The sequence below is a fragment of the Methylobacterium sp. genome, from assembly GCF_019745455.1.
In the GTDB taxonomy this organism is placed as follows: Bacteria; Pseudomonadota; Alphaproteobacteria; order Rhizobiales; family Beijerinckiaceae; genus Methylobacterium.
The window spans coordinates 1-17,110 of the sequence record NZ_JAIETD010000144.1; the positions used below are offsets into that span (position 1 = coordinate 1).

Annotated in this window: 18 protein-coding genes; 12 read left to right on the plus strand and 6 right to left on the minus strand. The window is 66.9% G+C overall.

The genetic code is table 11. The features are described from left to right. The coding region (locus K2Y56_RS23940) for a DUF1236 domain-containing protein (protein WP_366849423.1) at positions 1 to 640 on the plus strand (640 nt) is incomplete at its 5' end. 6 nt (positions 641 to 646) lie between these two features. Here the strand turns inward: K2Y56_RS23940 and hrcA are convergent. After that, complete coding sequence (hrcA, locus tag K2Y56_RS23945; RefSeq protein ID WP_292513859.1) at positions 647 to 1,744, minus strand: heat-inducible transcriptional repressor HrcA; 1,098 nt, start codon at positions 1,742 to 1,744, stop codon at positions 647 to 649. 231 nt (positions 1,745 to 1,975) lie between these two features. On the opposite strand from hrcA, the gene K2Y56_RS23950 reads away from it, so the two are divergent. The 4 genes from K2Y56_RS23950 to hemW all read left to right on the plus strand — a co-directional run bounded on the left by K2Y56_RS23950 (position 1,976) and on the right by hemW (position 4,983). Beyond that, entirely contained in the window at positions 1,976 to 2,263 is a 288-nt protein-coding gene (locus K2Y56_RS23950) for a hypothetical protein (RefSeq protein WP_292513862.1), read from the plus strand. A gap of 102 nt (positions 2,264 to 2,365) precedes the next feature. Further along, on the plus strand, positions 2,366 to 3,073 hold the full coding sequence (gene rph / locus K2Y56_RS23955) for a ribonuclease PH (protein ID WP_292513864.1): 708 nt from the start codon (positions 2,366 to 2,368) through the stop codon (positions 3,071 to 3,073). Beyond that, positions 3,070 to 3,702 (plus strand): RdgB/HAM1 family non-canonical purine NTP pyrophosphatase, encoded by a 633-nt coding sequence (rdgB, locus tag K2Y56_RS23960; RefSeq protein WP_292513867.1) that lies wholly within the window; start codon positions 3,070 to 3,072, stop codon positions 3,700 to 3,702. The genes rph and rdgB overlap by 4 nt, the downstream gene beginning before the upstream one ends. 102 nt (positions 3,703 to 3,804) lie before the next feature. Next, the gene (gene hemW, locus K2Y56_RS23965) at positions 3,805 to 4,983 is read left to right on the plus strand and encodes a radical SAM family heme chaperone HemW (RefSeq protein ID WP_292513869.1); all 1,179 of its coding nucleotides are present in this window, start codon (positions 3,805 to 3,807) and stop codon (positions 4,981 to 4,983) included. Positions 4,984 to 5,006: 23 nt separating this feature from the next. On the opposite strand, the gene K2Y56_RS23970 is transcribed toward hemW, so the two are convergent. Beyond that, positions 5,007 to 6,224, minus strand: coding sequence for a penicillin-binding protein activator (locus tag K2Y56_RS23970; protein WP_292513872.1), 1,218 nt, complete (start codon positions 6,222 to 6,224; stop codon positions 5,007 to 5,009). 150 nt (positions 6,225 to 6,374) lie between these two features. On the opposite strand from K2Y56_RS23970, the gene rsmI reads away from it, so the two are divergent. Continuing rightward, positions 6,375 to 7,334: a 16S rRNA (cytidine(1402)-2'-O)-methyltransferase gene (gene rsmI, locus K2Y56_RS23975; protein WP_292513875.1), complete on the plus strand. Its 960-nt coding sequence runs from the start codon at positions 6,375 to 6,377 to the stop codon at positions 7,332 to 7,334. Then, complete coding sequence (locus K2Y56_RS23980) at positions 7,321 to 7,713, plus strand: YraN family protein (RefSeq protein ID WP_292513878.1); 393 nt, start codon at positions 7,321 to 7,323, stop codon at positions 7,711 to 7,713. The genes rsmI and K2Y56_RS23980 overlap by 14 nt, the downstream gene beginning before the upstream one ends. Positions 7,714 to 7,724: 11 nt before the next feature. Here the strand turns inward: K2Y56_RS23980 and K2Y56_RS23985 are convergent, their stop codons facing one another. After that, entirely contained in the window at positions 7,725 to 8,114 is a 390-nt protein-coding gene (locus tag K2Y56_RS23985; RefSeq protein WP_292513881.1) for a response regulator, read from the minus strand. Positions 8,115 to 8,406: 292 nt separating this feature from the next. On the opposite strand from K2Y56_RS23985, the gene K2Y56_RS23990 reads away from it, so the two are divergent. From K2Y56_RS23990 to K2Y56_RS24000, 3 genes are read left to right on the plus strand one after another with little or no spacing between them, the layout of a single operon-like run. Beyond that, the gene (locus K2Y56_RS23990) at positions 8,407 to 9,327 is read left to right on the plus strand and encodes a glycine betaine ABC transporter substrate-binding protein (RefSeq protein WP_292513884.1); all 921 of its coding nucleotides are present in this window, start codon (positions 8,407 to 8,409) and stop codon (positions 9,325 to 9,327) included. Then, positions 9,324 to 10,493 carry an ABC transporter permease subunit gene (locus K2Y56_RS23995; RefSeq protein WP_292513887.1) on the plus strand — a complete coding sequence of 390 codons (1,170 nt, stop codon included), beginning with the start codon at positions 9,324 to 9,326 and terminating at the stop codon, positions 10,491 to 10,493. Before K2Y56_RS23990 ends, K2Y56_RS23995 begins: the two co-directional genes overlap by 4 nt. Continuing rightward, a complete protein-coding gene (locus K2Y56_RS24000; RefSeq protein ID WP_292513890.1) occupies positions 10,490 to 11,230 on the plus strand; it encodes an ABC transporter permease subunit in 741 nt (246 codons plus the stop codon). The genes K2Y56_RS23995 and K2Y56_RS24000 overlap by 4 nt, the downstream gene beginning before the upstream one ends. Here the strand turns inward: K2Y56_RS24000 and K2Y56_RS24005 are convergent. Both K2Y56_RS24005 and K2Y56_RS24010 read right to left on the minus strand, forming a co-directional pair. Beyond that, entirely contained in the window at positions 11,217 to 12,281 is a 1,065-nt protein-coding gene (locus K2Y56_RS24005) for a L,D-transpeptidase (protein ID WP_292513893.1), read from the minus strand. The two genes, K2Y56_RS24000 and K2Y56_RS24005, sit on opposite strands and share 14 nt — an antisense overlap. Positions 12,282 to 12,547: 266 nt before the next feature. Next, positions 12,548 to 13,390, minus strand: a complete 843-nt coding sequence (locus K2Y56_RS24010; protein ID WP_292513897.1) for an extensin family protein — start codon at positions 13,388 to 13,390, stop codon at positions 12,548 to 12,550. Between the two features lie 113 nt (positions 13,391 to 13,503). Between K2Y56_RS24010 and K2Y56_RS24015 the strand changes: the two genes are divergently transcribed. Continuing rightward, positions 13,504 to 15,567 (plus strand): M3 family metallopeptidase, encoded by a 2,064-nt coding sequence (locus K2Y56_RS24015; protein WP_292513900.1) that lies wholly within the window; start codon positions 13,504 to 13,506, stop codon positions 15,565 to 15,567. Positions 15,568 to 15,961: 394 nt separating this feature from the next. Next, positions 15,962 to 16,570 carry a hypothetical protein gene (locus K2Y56_RS24020; protein ID WP_292513903.1) on the plus strand — a complete coding sequence of 203 codons (609 nt, stop codon included), beginning with the start codon at positions 15,962 to 15,964 and terminating at the stop codon, positions 16,568 to 16,570. A 9-nt stretch (positions 16,571 to 16,579) separates the two neighbouring features. On the opposite strand, the gene K2Y56_RS24025 is transcribed toward K2Y56_RS24020, so the two are convergent. Continuing rightward, positions 16,580 to 16,834: a hypothetical protein gene (locus tag K2Y56_RS24025; protein ID WP_292513906.1), complete on the minus strand. Its 255-nt coding sequence runs from the start codon at positions 16,832 to 16,834 to the stop codon at positions 16,580 to 16,582. Positions 16,835 to 17,110: the final 276 nt, after the last annotated feature.

Below are 17,110 nucleotides of genomic sequence, written 5' to 3' on the forward strand. Positions count from 1 at the left end.
CGAGATGATCGAGGACCCGTCCCAAAAGATCGGCCGCCCGCGCCAGCTCTATATCGGCCCGGAACAGCGCGAGTACGGCGCCGGCGAGGCGGGCGGCGCGGGTGCAGGCGCCGGTGGCCAGCGCGGCGGTGCCGGGGAGGCCGGAGCGCCCACACGCTCGGGTACGGCCCCGGGCCGGACCGGCGAAGACGGCGCCGCCGGCCAGCGTGGGGGCGAGCGCGACGGCAGGGCGGATCGAGACGGCAGGAACGAGCGCGACGGTCGCATGGACCGCGACGGACGGGGTGATCGCGACGGCCGCGCCGACCGCGATGGACGAGGCGATCGCGGAGATCGGGGGATGCGCGGCGCCCGGGGCGACAGGGGTGCGGTTAGAGGCGCCTACGGGCGGCTCGGCGCCCCCCAGCGCACCGAGTTCCGGCAGAGCGTTCTGCGCCGCGGCGTGACGCGGCTCGCGGCCGGCGCCTTCGCCCTGACGGTCGGGACCGCGATCGCCCGCAGCTATACCCTCTACGACCTGCCGCCGGAGATCGTCCGCATCGCGCCGGAATACGAGGATTATCGCTACGTCCTCGTCGACGACGATATCGTCATCGTCGATCCCGACACCTACGAGATCGTCGACGTCATCCGCGGCTGACGCATCTCATCTCGGCCCGCGATCGAGCAGTCGCGACACGACGCGGGCCGTATAATCGACCATCGGCACGATCCGGGCATAGTTGAGCCGGGTCGGGCCGATGACTCCGACGACGCCGACGATTTTCTGAGCGCCGTCGCGGAACGGCGCCGCGATCATCGACGAGCCTGAGAGCGAGAACAGCTTGTTCTCGGAGCCGATGAAGATTCGTACGCCCTCGCCGCCCTCGGCCCGGGAGAGGAGATCGATGACCTCCTTCTGGGTCTCGAGATCAGCGAAGAGAAGGCGGATACGCTCCAGGTCTTCAGCTGCGCGCAGGTCGTCGAGGAGGTTGGCTTGGCCTCGAACGATGAGTTGGCGGGCTTCGGATGGGCCGACGGTGACGGCGAGCCCGGCATCCACGAGCCGCTCAGTGATCGTGTCGAGCTCCCGCTTCATCGCTTCGCGGCCGGCCTCGATCTCGGCGCGTAGGCCGCCGAGGGTCCGCCCATGCAGGCGGGCATTGAGATAGTTCGACGCCTCCTGCAAGGCGCTTGCGGGCAGACCAGGTGGCAGGTCGAGGAGGCGGTTCTCAACCGAACCGTCGTCCGAGACCAGGACGACGAGTGCGCGGTTCGGATCAAGGCGCACGAACTCGATATGCTTGAGCTGGACGTTGGTCTTCGTCGTCACGACGACACCTGCACCACGAGAGACGCCTGAGAGAAGCGTCGAGGCTTCGGCGAGGGCGCTTTCGAAAGTATGGCCAGAGGCAGCCGCGCGCATCTGCGCCTCGATACGCTCCTGCTCCTCGCGGCCCACATCGCCGAGCTCGAGCATCGCATCAACGAAGAAACGCAGGCCGGTCTCGGTGGGAAGGCGCCCGGCCGAGGTATGCGGCGCGAAGATCAGGCCGGAATGCTCCAGATCCGCCATGACGTTGCGGATCGAAGCCGGGGATAGCGTCATCGGCAGGATACGCGCGAGATTGCGCGATCCGACAGGCTCTCCGGTGGAAAGATAGCTTTCGACGATTTGCCGGAAAATCTCTCGCGCCCGTATGTCGAGGCCCGCCAACGCTTGGTTGTTCGGATACGAGGGGAGGGTGCGGGTGTGCTCTGTCACGGTTCCTGTCCTAGCGCCACTGTGTCGGCATCACCAAATCGGCACAAGGCGCTGAAGCGTCGCCTCGTCAGACTTGGCAGGTTGCAAAATGGAATCCGAGGAGGCCGCGGTGGCAAAAAACTCGCGCTGTCGGGAGGCTATTTCCCGTGATCGTGCGTTTGCCTGCGCTGGCCGGCCCTGGGCTCTAGGCAATAGGGCGTCGGACCGCATTGTGCCTGAGGAGTTCCATCTATGAAAATCCATTCCCCGGCCGCCCTGGTCAAATCGTCCGCCCTCGTCGTGGCGATCGTCGGCGGCATGATGCTAGGCGCCCCGAAATCCGCCGAAGCGGCTCCCGCCATGGCTCCGGTCGAAGCCGTCGCACCTGCCGCCGACCTCACCGAGGTCCGATACCACGGCCGGCATTGGCACCGTCATGGCCATCATCATCGCCGGCATTTCGGTCATCACCGCGGCCGCCACTTCGGTCACCATCACGGACGCCGTCACCATTACCACGGCCGACGCTTCCGCTACTGACCAAAGCGGCAAGCGGAACGCCCGTTCGTGGCGTTCCGCTTGCCGCTGGTGCCGGGGCGGCCTATGAGCGCGGCCCGGACCGAACTGAACGAGAGAGCGCCGATGCGGCCTTCCAAGCGCGCCAACGACGCCCTGCGCAGCGTCTCCCTGGAGCGCGCCGTCGCCCGTTACGCGGAAGGATCGTGCCTCGTCACCTTTGGCGAGACCAAGGTGCTCTGCACCGCCTCCCTGGAAGAACGCGGACCGCCCTGGCTTCGCGGGTCCGGCAAGGGATGGGTCACTGCCGAATACGCGATGCTGCCGCGCGCCACCCATGAGCGCAACCGCCGGGAGACGGCAAAGCCTTCGGGGCGCACCCAGGAGATCCAGCGCCTGATCGGCCGGTCCCTGCGAGCCGTCACCAACCTGCCCGCCATCGGCGAGCGCCAGATCACAGTCGATTGCGACGTGCTCCAGGCCGATGGCGGCACCCGCACCGCAGCCATCACCGGCGCATGGGTCGCCCTTCACGAATGCTTTTCCTGGATGCGCGGGCGCTCGATCATCTCGGTCGACCCGCTGCGCGACCATGTCGCCGCCGTATCCTGCGGCGTCTACAAGGGCAGCCCGGTCCTCGATCTCGACTATGCCGAGGATTCTGCGGCCGAGACCGACGCCAATTTCGTCATGACGGGCTCTGGCGGCATCGTCGAGGTGCAGGGCACCGCCGAAGGCAAGCCGTTCTCGGAAGAGGAACTGCTCGAATTGCTGCGTCTTGCGCGGGGCGGGATCGCGGAACTCGTCGCACTTCAGAAGCAAGCAATCGCATGAGCGAGCACCGCATCCTCAACGGCAAGGTCGTCATCGCCACCCACAATCCGGGCAAGCTCGTGGAGATGCGCGAGTTGCTCGAACCCTTCGGGATCGAGGCGGTTTCGGCCGGAGAGTTCAGTCTTGCCGAGCCCGACGAGACCGGGACGATGTTCTGCGAGAATGCGGCGATCAAGGCGCAGGCCGCCGCCAGCGCGTCGGGGCTGCCCGCCTTCGCCGACGATTCCGGGCTATGCGTCAACGCCCTCGACGGCGCGCCGGGCCTGTTCTCCGCTCGCTGGGCCGGGCCGTCGAAGGATTTCGCCGCCGCAATGGCGCGGATCGCACACGAACTCGACCGTCGTGGCGCTACCGAGCGGCGGGGCCATTTCGTCTCCGCACTGGTCATCGCTTGGCCCGATGGCCATCTCGAAACCTTCGAAGGTCGCGTCTTCGGCGAGATCGTACCTCCGCGCGGGACGCTCGGCTTCGGCTACGACCCGCTGTTCCTGCCCGAGGGCCATCACCGTACCTTCGGCGAGATGAGCTCGGAGGAGAAGCATGGGGTCGACTGGCAAACCGGCGCCGCTCTGTCGCACAGGGCACGCGCCTTCGTGCTTCTCGCCGAGGCTTGTCTGCGACGGGTGTGATACCGGGCGTATCCCTCAGGCCCATCTGCATACGCCTGATACCGAATGTCGCTTCCATACCGGCTATCCACGGGCCGATGCGGATACCAAGACGCCAGGACGATGCCCCATTCCGCCCCCAACCATCCGACCCGCGACGCCGGGTTCGGAATCTACCTCCACTGGCCGTTCTGTGCCGCCAAATGCCCGTATTGCGACTTCAACAGCCATGTCCGCCATGCCCCCGTGGATGAGGCGCGCTACCTCGCGGCCTTCCGCGCCGAGATCGCACACGTCGCCGCGCTGACCCCGGGTCGCACCGTCTCCAGCATCTTCCTCGGAGGCGGCACCCCGTCGCTGATGAAACCCGCGACCGTCGCGGGCCTCCTCGATGCGGTCGCGCAGGCTTGGGGGACCAGCGACGATATCGAGATCACCCTCGAGGCTAATCCGACCAGCGTGGAGGCCGAGCGGTTTCGCGGCTACCGCAGCGCGGGGATCAACCGGGTCTCCCTCGGCGTTCAGGCCCTTGACGATGCCTCCCTGAAACGCCTCGGCCGCCTCCATAGCGCGGAGGAAGCGCTATCCGCGGTATCGGTCGCCGCCGCCACGTTCGAGCGCTACTCCTTCGACCTGATCTACGCCCGGCCCGAGCAGACCCCCGATGCCTGGAGGAGTGAGCTGGAGGGCGCGATCGCAAGAGCGGCCGAGCATCTCTCGCTCTATCAACTCACCATCGAGCCGGGCACGCCGTTCTTCGGGCTCGCCGCCGCCGGCAAGCTGGTGCCGCCGGACGACGAGGCCGCTCGCATCCTCTTCGACGTGACGCAAGACATCTGCGATCGTGCCGGCTTCTCGGCCTACGAGATCTCCAACCATGCGCGGCCCGGCGCCCAGTCGCGTCATAACCTACTCTATTGGCGCTACGGCGAATATGCCGGCATCGGCCCCGGAGCCCACGGCCGCCTCGTCAGCGCAGAAGGCCGGGTCGCGACGGTGACGGAACGCATGCCGGAGGCTTGGCTCGCCCGGGTCGAGCGCGACGGCCACGGCATTACCGCCACCGAATCGCTGAGCGCTTCAGATCAAGGAGACGAATTCCTCATGATGGGCCTGCGCCTCTCGGAGGGGATCGACCCGGCCCGCTACGCGGCGTTGAAGGGCAGGGCGCTCGACGAGGCCCGGCTCGCGGCTCTGGTCGGCGACGGACTCGTTGCGCGGCTCCCGAGCGGCCGCATCGCTGCTACCGCGAGGGGTGCACCGGTACTGAACGCGGTGGTCGGCGAGCTCGCGGCCGGGTAGCCTTGCTCAGCCGAGCCCCGACCTCACGTCCCCGATGGCCCCAACGCTCTCGGCGCTGGACTGACCACCGTCGCTGACCCGTTGCGGATCTCGCTCACAGCGAGCGCCCGTTCGCTCGGCCCCTCCGGCCGGAAGCGGAAGGTGCCGTCGGTGCCGGCGAAGCCTGAGGGATTTGTCAGGGTCGCGTCGGTGAAGCGCTGCGAGCCGTATTGGCGCGTTAGGGCAGCGCTCAGGGAAACGGCATCATAGGCGAGCGTCGCCACACGCGGCGGGGCTGAGCCGAACCGCGCCTGATAACGCTGCGAGAAGGTGCTGAAGCCCCCCGCGTCCGCTGCGGCGAACCAGCCGCCCTGGAGCGTGGGGAGGGCGAAGACTCGCGGATCGTTCCAGATCGCCGTGCCGATGGGCTTGACCCGGCCAGGAGAAAAACCGGCCTTTGACAGCGCCGGAGCGACGGCGGCGAGGCCTTCCGGCGTATCGGGCAGGAACAGGGCATCCGCCTGCGCGCCAGAGCCCGCGATCACGATAGAAATCCGCGCGACGGCTGGAGCCGGATTGCCGGGGGCATAGCGCTCAACCGCGGCAACGCGGGCCCCCTTGCGCGCCACGGCCTCTCGGAACTGGGCCTCGACGGCGTTGCCGTAGCTTGATTCCGGGATCAGGGCAGCGAAGGAAGTCCGGCCGGCAGCGACTGTGGCATCGACGATGCGGTCGACTTCGGTTTGAGGCAGGAAGCTCATCAGGTAGACACCGCGCGCCGCCACCCCGGCATCGGTGGAGAATGCGATCATCGGCTTGGCCGCAGGCCGGATGATGGCCGCCACGGCCTGGACGTTGGCAGCGAAAAGCGGGCCGAGGACGAGGTCCGCCCCGTCGGCGAGAGCCGCTTGCGCCGCCTCACGGGCACCCTCGGGCGTCCCACGGTCGTCCTTCACCAGAATCTGTAAATCGGGCTTCTGGAAATCCTCGATGGCGAGTTCGGCGGCGTTGCGGAGGGCGTTGCCGATGGCTGCACCCTGGCCGGTGAGCGGCGCGATCAGCGCGAGCTTCACCGAGCCGGTGCCGATGCGGGTCGACCCCGGAGACTCTGGGGGCGGACTCTCGGAGGCGATCGGAGGGGGCGTTCGCGACGCGACGCGCGGGCCGCCGTCGGGGCCGCCGATGCATCCGGCGAGGCCGAGGAGGAGACAGCCCGCGACGACAGGGACACGCAGCCGATCGAGGAGGTCTTGAACGCTCATGGCTCTCCCCGGCTCCCGGTGCCGTGACTGTTCGGGCATAAAGTCTCAGGGAGAAAAGTAAATGCAAGTCTCTGTCCGCGCAGCCATTCCAACAGCCCCGATCGGCATGCGAGTGTAGGGGAAGGGGCCGCCGGCGAGACTTAGACGACCATGACGCAGCGTATCGACAATCGGAGCCGGCGACGGCCGGCTCTCGCCGAGGGCAAGGCGCCAGCCACCTTCACGGCCTTCGGTCTGGCCGCCGAGGCCGAGCCACTGGAGCCTGGCCTCCACGTCGTGGCGACGCCGATCGGGAACCTCAAGGACGTGTCGTTCCGTGCCCTCGCAACGCTCGCCGCCGCCGATACGGTGCTCGCCGAGGATACCCGCGTCACCCGCACGCTGCTCATGCATTACGGGATCACGACGCCCCTCGTCGCCTATCACGAGCATTCGAACGCGGCGGTGCGCGAGAGAATGATCGCCAGGATGCAGGCCGGCGAGGCCCTGGCCCTCGTCTCCGATGCCGGAACGCCGCTCGTCTCGGATCCCGGGTTCAAGCTCGTCCAGGCGGCCATCGAGGCCGGAATCGCGATCACTCCGATTCCTGGCCCATCGGCGGTGATGACGGCCATCGTAGCCGCCGGCCTGCCGACTGACCGGTTCTTCTTCGAAGGTTTCCTCCCGCAGAAATCCGGCGCGCGGCGGAACCGCCTCGCCGAATTGAGTCAGGTGCCGGGCACGCTGGTTCTCTTCGAATCTCCGCACAGGCTTCCCGAGATGCTCGGCGATGCTGCGGCGGTCCTGGGCGGCGCTCGCCCAGCGGCGGTGGCTCGCGAACTGACCAAGCTCTTCGAAACGATCCGACGCGGTACTCTGGGCTCTCTCGCGGACACCTTCGCCGCCGAGGGCGCGCCGAAGGGCGAGGTGGTCGTCGTGATCGGTACCGGCACCGAGGAGCCGGATGACGAGGCGGTGGAGACGGGTCTCGATGCGGCCCTCGCGACGGCCCTGGAACGGCATTCGATCAAGGACGCGGCGGCGCTCGTCGCCGACGAGACCGGCCAGCCCCGTCGCACGGTCTATGCTCGTGCCCTCGTCCTGGCCAGGCGGGGCGATGACGAGGCCTGACCTCAAACCTGCTCAAGCGCGCCGGCGCGCCACCTATCTCAGGGGCCGCGCAGGCGAGACCATGGCCCTCGTCGCCCTTGTCCTCAAGGGCTACCGGCCGCTCGCCAGGCGCTTCAGCGCAGCCGGAGGCGAGATTGATCTGGTGCTCAGGCGCGGACAGGTGATCGCATTCGTCGAGGTGAAGGCCCGCGCCAGATTGGAGGAAGCCCTCGAGGCTATCGACGCGCGCAAGCGGGCGCGTTTCTCGCGTGCCGCACGATCCTGGATCGGCCGTCATCCTCGCTATGCAGGAATGACGTTCCGCGCCGACGCGGTCTTCCTCGCACCGGCGACGTGGCCTGTCCACGTGCCCGACGCTTTCGCCATCGAGGGCCTGTGACCCGGTTTGATCTATTTGCGCGCGGCGGCGATGGCGCCGATCAGCGTCCGCTTGAGGTCGGCCTGGCTGAAAGGTTTCTGTACGACAGGGCAATCGCGGTATGGCTCGCGGATACCGGCGCCGCCATAGCCGGTAGAGAACACCAGCGGCAGCGAACGCCGTACGATCGCCTCGGCCACCGGGTAGATCGGCTCGCCCGCGACGTTGACGTCAAGAATCGCGATTTCGAAGGTTTCGCCTTCGGCCATTTCGAGGGCGGTCGCCAGTCGCGCGGCGGGACCGACGACGGTGCATCCGAAATCGAGGAGCATGTCCTCGAGGAGCATCGAAATCGCCGCTTCATCCTCGACGACCAGCACCCGGGCGCCGTTCAGCAGATCGTCGTTCGCTTCAGCACTCACGCCGCGGTGTCTTCCCTTAGGCCCCGTTCCTCGCGGAATGTATCCCGCCGGCTATCGCCTCATGGCCACGTCTTCCGGCGAACCGGTTGGGAGACGCACCGCAACGCATTTGCCATTGAAGGGCTATGTCGAGCCGTCGCCCGTTCGACGCACGGTGTCAAGCTCCGAGAAGGCTGTAGAACACCCGGCCGGAACGGTAATGTAACGCAGTGATACATCGGGGAGACACCATGTATGAAATCATACAGATGCCCGAGGCGACGCGCGGCGCCCTCGTCAACTTGGTTAATCGATGACATCCCCGAGCAGACGCACGTTCCTGACCGGCTTCGTCGTCTCGAACGTCATCTCTCCAGAGACTGTCTGGGCCGCACGTCGCCTCGTCGTCGCATCCAAGAGCGACACGGAAGGGAGCCTCGCCGGCGCGATGATCGCACTGCTCCTTGAGCATCTCGGCCTATCTGTCGAGCGGCGGCTGGGCCTCGGCCCGCCACTGATCGTCCGCTCGGCGCTCATGTCGGGCGATATCGACGTATACCCCGAATACACTGGCAACGGCGCCTTCTTCACCGGGACGGAGACCGATCCGGTTTGGCGCAGTTCCCAGGGCGCTTACGACGCAATCGCTCGCAGCGACGCAGCGCGCGGTCTCGTCTGGCTCGACCGGGCTCCCGCCAACAACACCTGGCTCATTGCCGTGCAGGGGAAGCTCGCGCGTCGCGAGGGCCTTTCGACGATGGCGGACTTCGCCGCCGCCGTGCGACGAGGCCTGATCCGCCTTGCCGCTTCCACTGAATTCGTCGAGAGCCCGGCGGCGCTCCCGGCCTTCGAGGCGGCCTACGGCTTCCAGGTACCCCATGACAGGATCATCAGCCTTCCCGGTGGCGATACCGCCATCACGGCTCGCGCGGCCGCGCAGGGCATCAGCGGGGTCAATGCCGGCATGGTCTACGGGACCGATGGTGCGCTCTCCGCTCTCGATCTCGTGGTCATGTCCGACCCGGAAGGCGCACAGATCGTCTACGAGATGGCTCCGGTCTTTCGCTCAACGAGTCTCGACCGCGACCCGCGGATCCGGCCAACCCTCGGCGCCCTGTTCAACGGCCTTGATGCCACGACCCTGCGCCGGCTCAACGCGGTGATCACGGTGGAGGGTGATCTTCCTGAAGCGGTGGCGGCCCGGCACCTGCGCGAACTTGGGCTGCTCGGATGAGGCGGGCCGCCATTTCCTCTAGGCCGGCAACGAGAGCTGCCGTCGGCGTCGGCCTGGCTGCCACGCTTATCATCGCCCTCGTCGCACTTCCGCTGCTCGGCATGGCTCCCAACAGGCTGGCCGCCGCCGTTCCGTCCTATCGGTCCGGAGCGATCGGGACAGTCGTTCGCTTCGTCATGGGATTCGGTGCGATCGGCCTGTTCATCCTTGCCGTGAGCCGGCAGCGCATGAGTGCGGCCGTCGCGCTCCTCTCTCTCTGGGCCGCCCTCGTCATGCTGGTTGTCGGCCTTGGGGACGGCGCGCGCGACCTCGCCGCCGGCCGGCCGGCTGCGACGCGAGTCAGCCTTGCTTCGGGCGCGTGGCTCGCAATGCTCCTCCTTGCATCAGGAATAGGCTGGGCGATCCAGGTCTGCAGGCTCCGTCGTCTAGGCGCCGTCGTCGCCCTGGTCGCGGCTGCGTGCCTCGCGGCCGCCGGGAAGGGTGCCTTGTTCGATCACCTATCCATCGCCATCGAGCTTCAGGCACGGCGCGGCGAGGTCACCACCGCAATTCTGCAGCACCTCGCCCTCGCTGGTTCTGCCCTCGGATTGGGACTCGTCCTCGCAGTGATGCTCTCCTCCTGGAGCAGAGGACAAGCGCTCGTCGGAGCCGTTGCTGGCGGCATCCAGGTCGTTCCGGCTGTCGCCCTCCTGGGTGCCCTCGTCGCCTTGACCTCGTCGCTCCTCACGGCCGTACCGGCTTTGCGTGAGATGGGCTTGAGCGCCCTCGGGCCCGGACCCGCCATCGTCGGCATCGCCGCATACCTCCTCCTCCCGCTCTGGCGCGGGCTCGCGACCGGCCTCCGCACGGCCGACGGCGCCGTCATCGATGCGGCGAAAGCCCTAGGCCTGAGCCACGCGCAGATCCTTCTCCAGGTCCGGCTTCCCCTCGGGTCGCCGTTGCTGATCGGTGCGTTGCGAGTGGCGGCGGTGCAAAGCCTCAGTCTCGCGACCCTCTGCGCCCTCGTGGGGGCAGGCGGTCTCGGCCGGATCGTCTTCGACGGCATGGCGCAATTCGCACCCGACCTGATCCTGCTCGGGGCCCTCCCGATCATCGGCCTCTCGCTCTGCGCAGAAACTCTGCTGGGCTCCATCGAGGCGAGGGCCCGCGCCTGGTGTCCGGCATGAGCGGACGGGGTCACGCCCTCGGCTTCGCGCTCGCCGGGGCGGCTCTCGCGTGTCTGAGCCACCCCGACATCGCTGCCGCGATCGTCGCTGCCCTCGGAGAGCCACCGAGAAAACCGGTGGGCCTGCAGCGATTGAGCAGGCTGGCGGGCGACCACCTGCTCCTCGCCCTCGCGGGGCTCGCCATCGTTGCTGTCCTGGGCGTCGGCATCGGAATCCTGGCGACGCGGACCGGTTCTGTGCCGATCCGTCGCAGCATCGACAGCCTCGCCGCCTTCGCCCAGGCGATCCCGCCGGTCGTCGTCGTCGCCCTGGCATTGCCGGTCCTCGGGTTCGGCGGACCTCCAACGCTGCTCGCGCTCGTTGCCTACGGCATCATGCCGGTTCTGCGTGGCACCGTGGGCGCACTCGAAAGCGTTCCGGCCGATGCACGCGAGGCGGGTCACGCGATCGGCTTGAGCGGCGCGCAATTGATGCTGCAGGTCGAGCTTCCCTTGGCGGCGCCCGGCATCCTCGAGACCCTGCGTACAGCACTTATCCTGGCGATTGCGACGGTCGCCGTCGGCGCGCTCGCCGGCGCCTCCACCCTCGGCACACCGATCATCGCCGGCCTGCAGAACCAGGCCGTGCTCCCACTGATGCAGGGCACCTGCGCCACCGCTGCGCTCGCTTTCCTCTGCGACGGCCTGATGCTCGGCCTCGCCGACCTCGTGCGTCGACGGGCGGCTACTCGTCCTTGAACTCCACCTTCGCGCCTCGCTCCACCATCATGGCGAGGTCGCGCACGTCCCAGTTCGTGAGCCTGATGCAACCATGCGACTCCGTCTTGCCGACCTTCTCGGGATCAGGGGTGCCGTGGATACCGTAGGAGGGGATGGACAGATCGATCCAGACGAGGCCGACTGGATTGTTGGGGCCCGGCTGCAGCATAAACTTTTCCGTCGCCTTCACCCCCTTGAAAGCGTATTTCGGGTCATACGTATAGGTCGGCTCGTAGGCCACGGTCTCGACCTTGGCGCTGCCAGATGGTGCCGGTTTCTCTTTGCTGCCAATCGAGGCGGGGTAGAAAGCGCGCAGCTTACCTTCCCGATCAAAGGCGCGGACTTGCCGAGATGCCTTGTCGACCTCGATCCGGGTCACGACGGGACGGTCTTGCTCGGTGGGCCTACCCTCCGGGCGTGGCTCGTCACCCGACTTTACATCTGGCTTGTCGCTGGCTTTCGCGGCATCCCTGGATTCATTCTTGGCCTGTCCGGTCCCTTGGCTCTTCGCGCGGGCCTTGCCCTGACCCGTCGGCTTGCCGCGTTCCATTGCCGGTACGGCTGCCACGACGATGGTCACCCCTGCCTTGTCGAAGGAGGAGCCTGGGTTGAGGGCCGCGAGCAGATCCTGAGACATGTGGAAGCGCTCGGCAAGCATCTCCCGCGCACTCGTATAGTCGAGGGCCTTCAGGTCGGCCTGCTCCTCCATCTTGCGGGGGATCGTCTCGGCGAAGGGACCTGAGACATCGGCTTCGGTGACCGTATAATCGATGAGAACCGGGTCGCCACCGCCGGACTGGAGCGCATCGAAGATCTCCTGGTTCAGAGTTTTCGTCGCCGCCAACCCGCGGTCTTGAGCGAAGGCGGCAAGCGCGCCGCGGAAATTCTTGCCGTCCCGTGCGTCGAAGGCGCCTGGCGAGAACCGTGCCCGCGCTAGCAGGATCTGAGCTTTTAGGAGGAGAGGATCAGGACTCGCAGCTTTTCCCCTACCCGCACGGCCCTTGCGTTTGATCTGCTTCGGCGGGGCCAAGAAGGTAGCCGCGTTCACGCTGTCTAGGGTCAGAGAACCGAGCGCTGCGTCGTCATTCTTGCCCGCCTGCCCACTGGATCTCTCCGCGATCGCACGGTCCTTCCGGCTTTCTGCCAATACGTCACCGCATAATGCCACTCCAGCCAGCAGGGCGACGATCGCGCGCTTTCCGACCCTGTCCACCACCGGCCACATCACGCATCCCTCCAGGTGCGGCCCAGATTAGCCGCCGATGTTCAAGGCGCGACGGAGCGCCCTGTTCCCGCCTATTGGCAGAGGCGATGACCGGCCTGGCGCTCGCGCTCATCGAGGTGGAGGTGGTTCGCATGCGCCGCGTCCGACCCTGGTCCCAACACGGTGCGGAAGAACCCGCAGGCCTTGGCCCTTGCCGCCGCCTGAAACGAAGCCTCCGGGGTTCCTTCCGGGGCGGAAACGACTTTGATCGCGGAACGGCCGGCGAAGCCGTAGGCCATCACGTCGATGGCATTGGCGAGCGCATGCTCGCTCAGTCGCGCATCGGCGCTGTGATTCTGCCCCCTGCACTCGTAGCTGCCGACCGAGAGGCTCGCCAGCGGATGGCCGAGGTCGCGCTCCGCAGCCACCTGGACCTCTGTCGTCCAGCGCGCCAGGGCTTCGGCCACGCCGCAGACCAGGGTCGCAGGAGGCTCGATGGCGACGCTGCCGATGCGAGACACCTTCAGAGGCTTCTCCGCACCACATTGACCCAGCGAAATCGGGGGCAGCGGCTCGAAGGTTGCGCCGAGGCTGGATAGCCGGCGGCGGCATCCGGTGTCGTCCGGAGCCTGAACCTTGAGGGCCAGAGCGGCCTCTCCGCTGAGCTCCGGCGGACGCTGAGGCGGCGTCGGCATCTCGCTCGCCGTCGGTGGTGACAGCGGTAGTTCGACGGGCTTCTCCGGCAGTCCTGCGGGCTTTGCTGCCGGTAGCTCGACAGGTTTCAACTCCTCCGGCCGTGGAGGCGGTTGCGGAGGCCCCTCTGTGCCTGCGGAGGGCGGGGCACCCTGTGCCAGCGCTGTTGCGCAGAACAGAGCCAAGATCAGGATCGTTGAAGGGAGCGACGCCGCGGCGCCGGCCAGTCGTCGCGACCGCATGGGGTTCCGATCGTTCGTGGAGCGCTGACCGCCCGGGAAGAAGGAATGGCTTTGCCTTGTGCGGTCGCGCCTCTACCTTCGGCGAGAGAAGCGACGACTGCGCAAGGACGACAATGACCGCGAGCCCTTCCCGTTCCGACATCGGCCCCTTCGCAGAGCCCATCTGGAACACGCCCTTTGGTCTGCCGCCATTCGAGGGGATCCGTCCCGAGCATTTCCTCCCCGCCTTCGAGGACGCGCTCGACGCCCATGACCGCGAGATCGCCGCGATCGCAAAAGAGGCGAACGAGCCGAGCTTCACCAATACGGTCGCCGCGATGGAGCGGGCTGGGCAGGATCTGGACCGGGTCGCGGGCGTGTTCTTCAATCTCAGCGGCAGCAACACCAATCCGGAGCTGCAGGCCGTCGAACGGGCGATCACCCCGCGCCTCGCCCGCCACGGAAGCGCAATCTATCTGAACCCGCAGCTGTGGGCGCGTATCTCGGCCGTCGATGCCGAGGCAGAGGGGCTCGGTGAGGAGGAACGCCGCGTGCTCCATCGCTATCGAACCCGCTTCCGCCGGGCCGGCGCCGATCTCGCGCAGGAGGCCAAGGAGCGGATGGCGCAGATCAGCGGCCGACTCGCCGAGCTCGGGACGAATTTCAGCCAGAACCTGCTCGCCGACGAGAGCACCTTTACGCTGCCGCTCGACGGCGAGGACGACCTCGCCGGATTGCCGCCGTTCCTGCGCGCCGCGGCAGCCTCTGCCGCAAGGGAGCGGGGCGGCGACCACAGCCATGTCATCACGCTGTCGCGCTCATTGATCGAGCCTTTCCTCGTCTTCTCTACCCGGCGGGATCTGCGCGAGCGCGCCTACGAGGCCTGGACCCGCCGAGGCGAGCAGGGCGGCGAGCACGACAACCGCACCATCATCGCCGAAATCGTCGCGTTGCGCGCCGAGAGGGCGCGGCTCCTCGGCTTCGAGAGCTTCGCGCATTTCAAGCTCGACGACACGATGGCCGGCACGCCCGACGCGGCAATGGACCTCCTCCGCAGCGTCTGGACGCCGGCCCTGCGCCGAGCGGGTGAGGAGCGCGACCGTCTCCAGGCGATGGTCCAGGCGGAAGGCGGCAACTTCGCCCTGGCCCGTCACGATTGGCGCCATTACGCCGAGAAGTTGCGCAGGGCCGAGCACGATCTCGACGAAGGCGAGATCAAGCCTTATCTCTCCCTCGACGGTGTCATCGCCGCCGCCTTCGATACGGCTTCGCGCCTGTTCGGCCTACGGTTCGAGGAACTGGGAGAGTTCCCGCGCTACCACCCGGATGTCCGTGCCTGGAGCGTGCGAAACGGCGACGGCTCTGACGTCGGTGTGTTCATCGGCGATTATTTTGCCCGCGCCTCGAAGCGCAGCGGCGCGTGGATGAGCGCCTTTCGTTCTCAGGAGCGCCTCGTCGACGACATCAAGCCGATCATCGTCAACGTCATGAACTTCGCACAGGCGCCCGCTGGAGAGCCGACGCTGCTGTCCTTCGACGATGCGCGCACGTTGTTCCATGAGTTCGGCCATGCCCTGCACGGGCTCCTCTCCGACGTGACATACCCGGTGCTGGCCGGCACAGCAGTCTCGGGGGATTTCGTCGAGTTGCCCTCGCAGCTCTACGAGCATTGGTTCGAGCAGCCGCAGGTGCTGCGCGAACATGCGCGCCACTATCTCACCGGCGAGCCGATGCCCGAGGAGTTGCTGAACCGGCTGCTCGCCGCCCGCACATTCAATCAGGGTTTCGCCACGGTGGAGTACACCTCTTCCGCCATTGTCGACATGACCCTGCACCTGTCCAGCGCTGGAGAGGACGGCCTCGACGTGCTGGCCTTCGAGGCGGATGCACTGGAGCGGATCGCGATGCCAGCGGAAATCTCGATGCGGCACCGCAGCCCGCATTTTGCGCACATCTTCTCCGGCGACGGCTACGCTGCAGGCTACTACAGCTACCTATGGTCCGAGGTGCTCGACGCGGATGCTTTCGACGCCTTCCGTGAGGCCGGAGACATCTTCCACCCCGAGACCGCGTCACGGTTGCGGCGTTATGTGTACGGGGCCGGAAACATGCGGGATCCGAAAGAGGCCTACACCGCCTTCCGCGGACGTCTGCCGAGCATCGAACCACTGCTGAAGAAGCGCGGTCTGGCCGCCTGAGATATGGTAACGCTTCGGTAAAGAAACGTCCTTAACGATCCTCCCGATGGTTCATCGGGACGTGACGGGCATGACGGATACGGCCGCTACCGCTAAGACGTTTGTCGGAGAGAAGGGAGTCGGCCTCTCGCCCGGCGATATGCTGAAGCAGGCCGTCACCGGCTCGACCAAAGCTCCGTCAGGCAGGACTTCTTCCCGCAAGGCTTCTTCCGACAAGACTTTGTCGGCCACCACGTCGCTCAGCATCGCAGTGCCGGACGTGTCGCCATCGTCCGAGTCCGTAGTGCCTCTTCATCGCAAGCTCGCGAAACTCATCGATGCCCGGACAGGCACCGCTGCAGCCGCCGCCCTCGGAGTCGGTCTCGCCCTCGGTGCGGCGGCTACCGCACTCGTCATGCCGCGTGGCGAGACAGGAGTTGCAGCACTGGCGGCAGTTGCCTCAGACGTCGAAGCAAGCCGCTCGGCAACGGCGAAGCTCTCGGCCGAGATGGAACGACTCGCCGGCGTGATCGCCGCATCAAGCCAGCGTGCAGCAGAGGATGCCAAGGCCATCAGAACCGACCTGGCGCAGCGTATGGCACGCACGGACCAGACGCTGACTTCAAAGATCGTGTCGATTTCTGAGCGCCAGGAGGCCGCGGACAAGGATCACGCCGCTCGCCTCGCTGGACTGACGGCGTCGATCGAGAAGCGTATGGCAGCTCCGATGCCCGCCCCCACTCCGCAGGCGGCGAAACCCGTCGTCGAGCCGGTCCAAACCGGCTCGATCTCTGAAGCGAAGCCGGTCGTTGAAGCCAAGCCTAAAACCGCGGCCATCGCCAACTGGGCCCTGCGGGAAGTCTATGACGGGGTCGCGATCCTCGAGGATCGCAAGCGCCGGCTTGTCGAAGTCGCAAGGGGCGACATGGTGCCAGGCGTAGGTCGCGCGGACGCGATCGAACGTCGCGCAGGTAGCTGGGTCGTCGTCACTCGTGAGGGGATCATCACTCCCCAGGAATGGTGAGGTCGACGCTCAAGTTGTTGGCACCGCCGATTCGGTCTCGGCCGGCCGTGGCGGAAAGCGCGGTTCAATCGTCATCGGGTCGGCCAATGCCGACGCGCGCGCCGCCCGGCAGCGTCCATGCGTCAAGGCTCGGATCTGTGCATCGCGGGAGGGGTGTAGGATGGAAGCGAGGAAAGCAAAGCCTTCCTTGTCGGAGTCGAGGTTCTTGGCGTCGAAAACGGGCATGACGGTCACCGGCCTGGGGCCATGGGAAACGGCGATCAAGGAGTTTCGGAACGCACACAAAACGCGACTGTCGCGGCCTAACGGCGGAACGGGGTGAAAAGTTCCAAAGCTTCCGGACCGGCAACGATTTGTTTACGATTGCAGTGCGCGTAAGTTTTCGCGGTGCGGCCGCGCACCTGCAGACAGTTGTCATCCTCCTAGGCGCCGGCCGATGACTCTGCGAGCTGTCCGATGGAGCTAGCCCGTCTTATTCATCGGGCATCGGCGTACGCTGCGTTTTGGGCTGATGGCGCGCGCGATCGCTCGTCTGTTCTG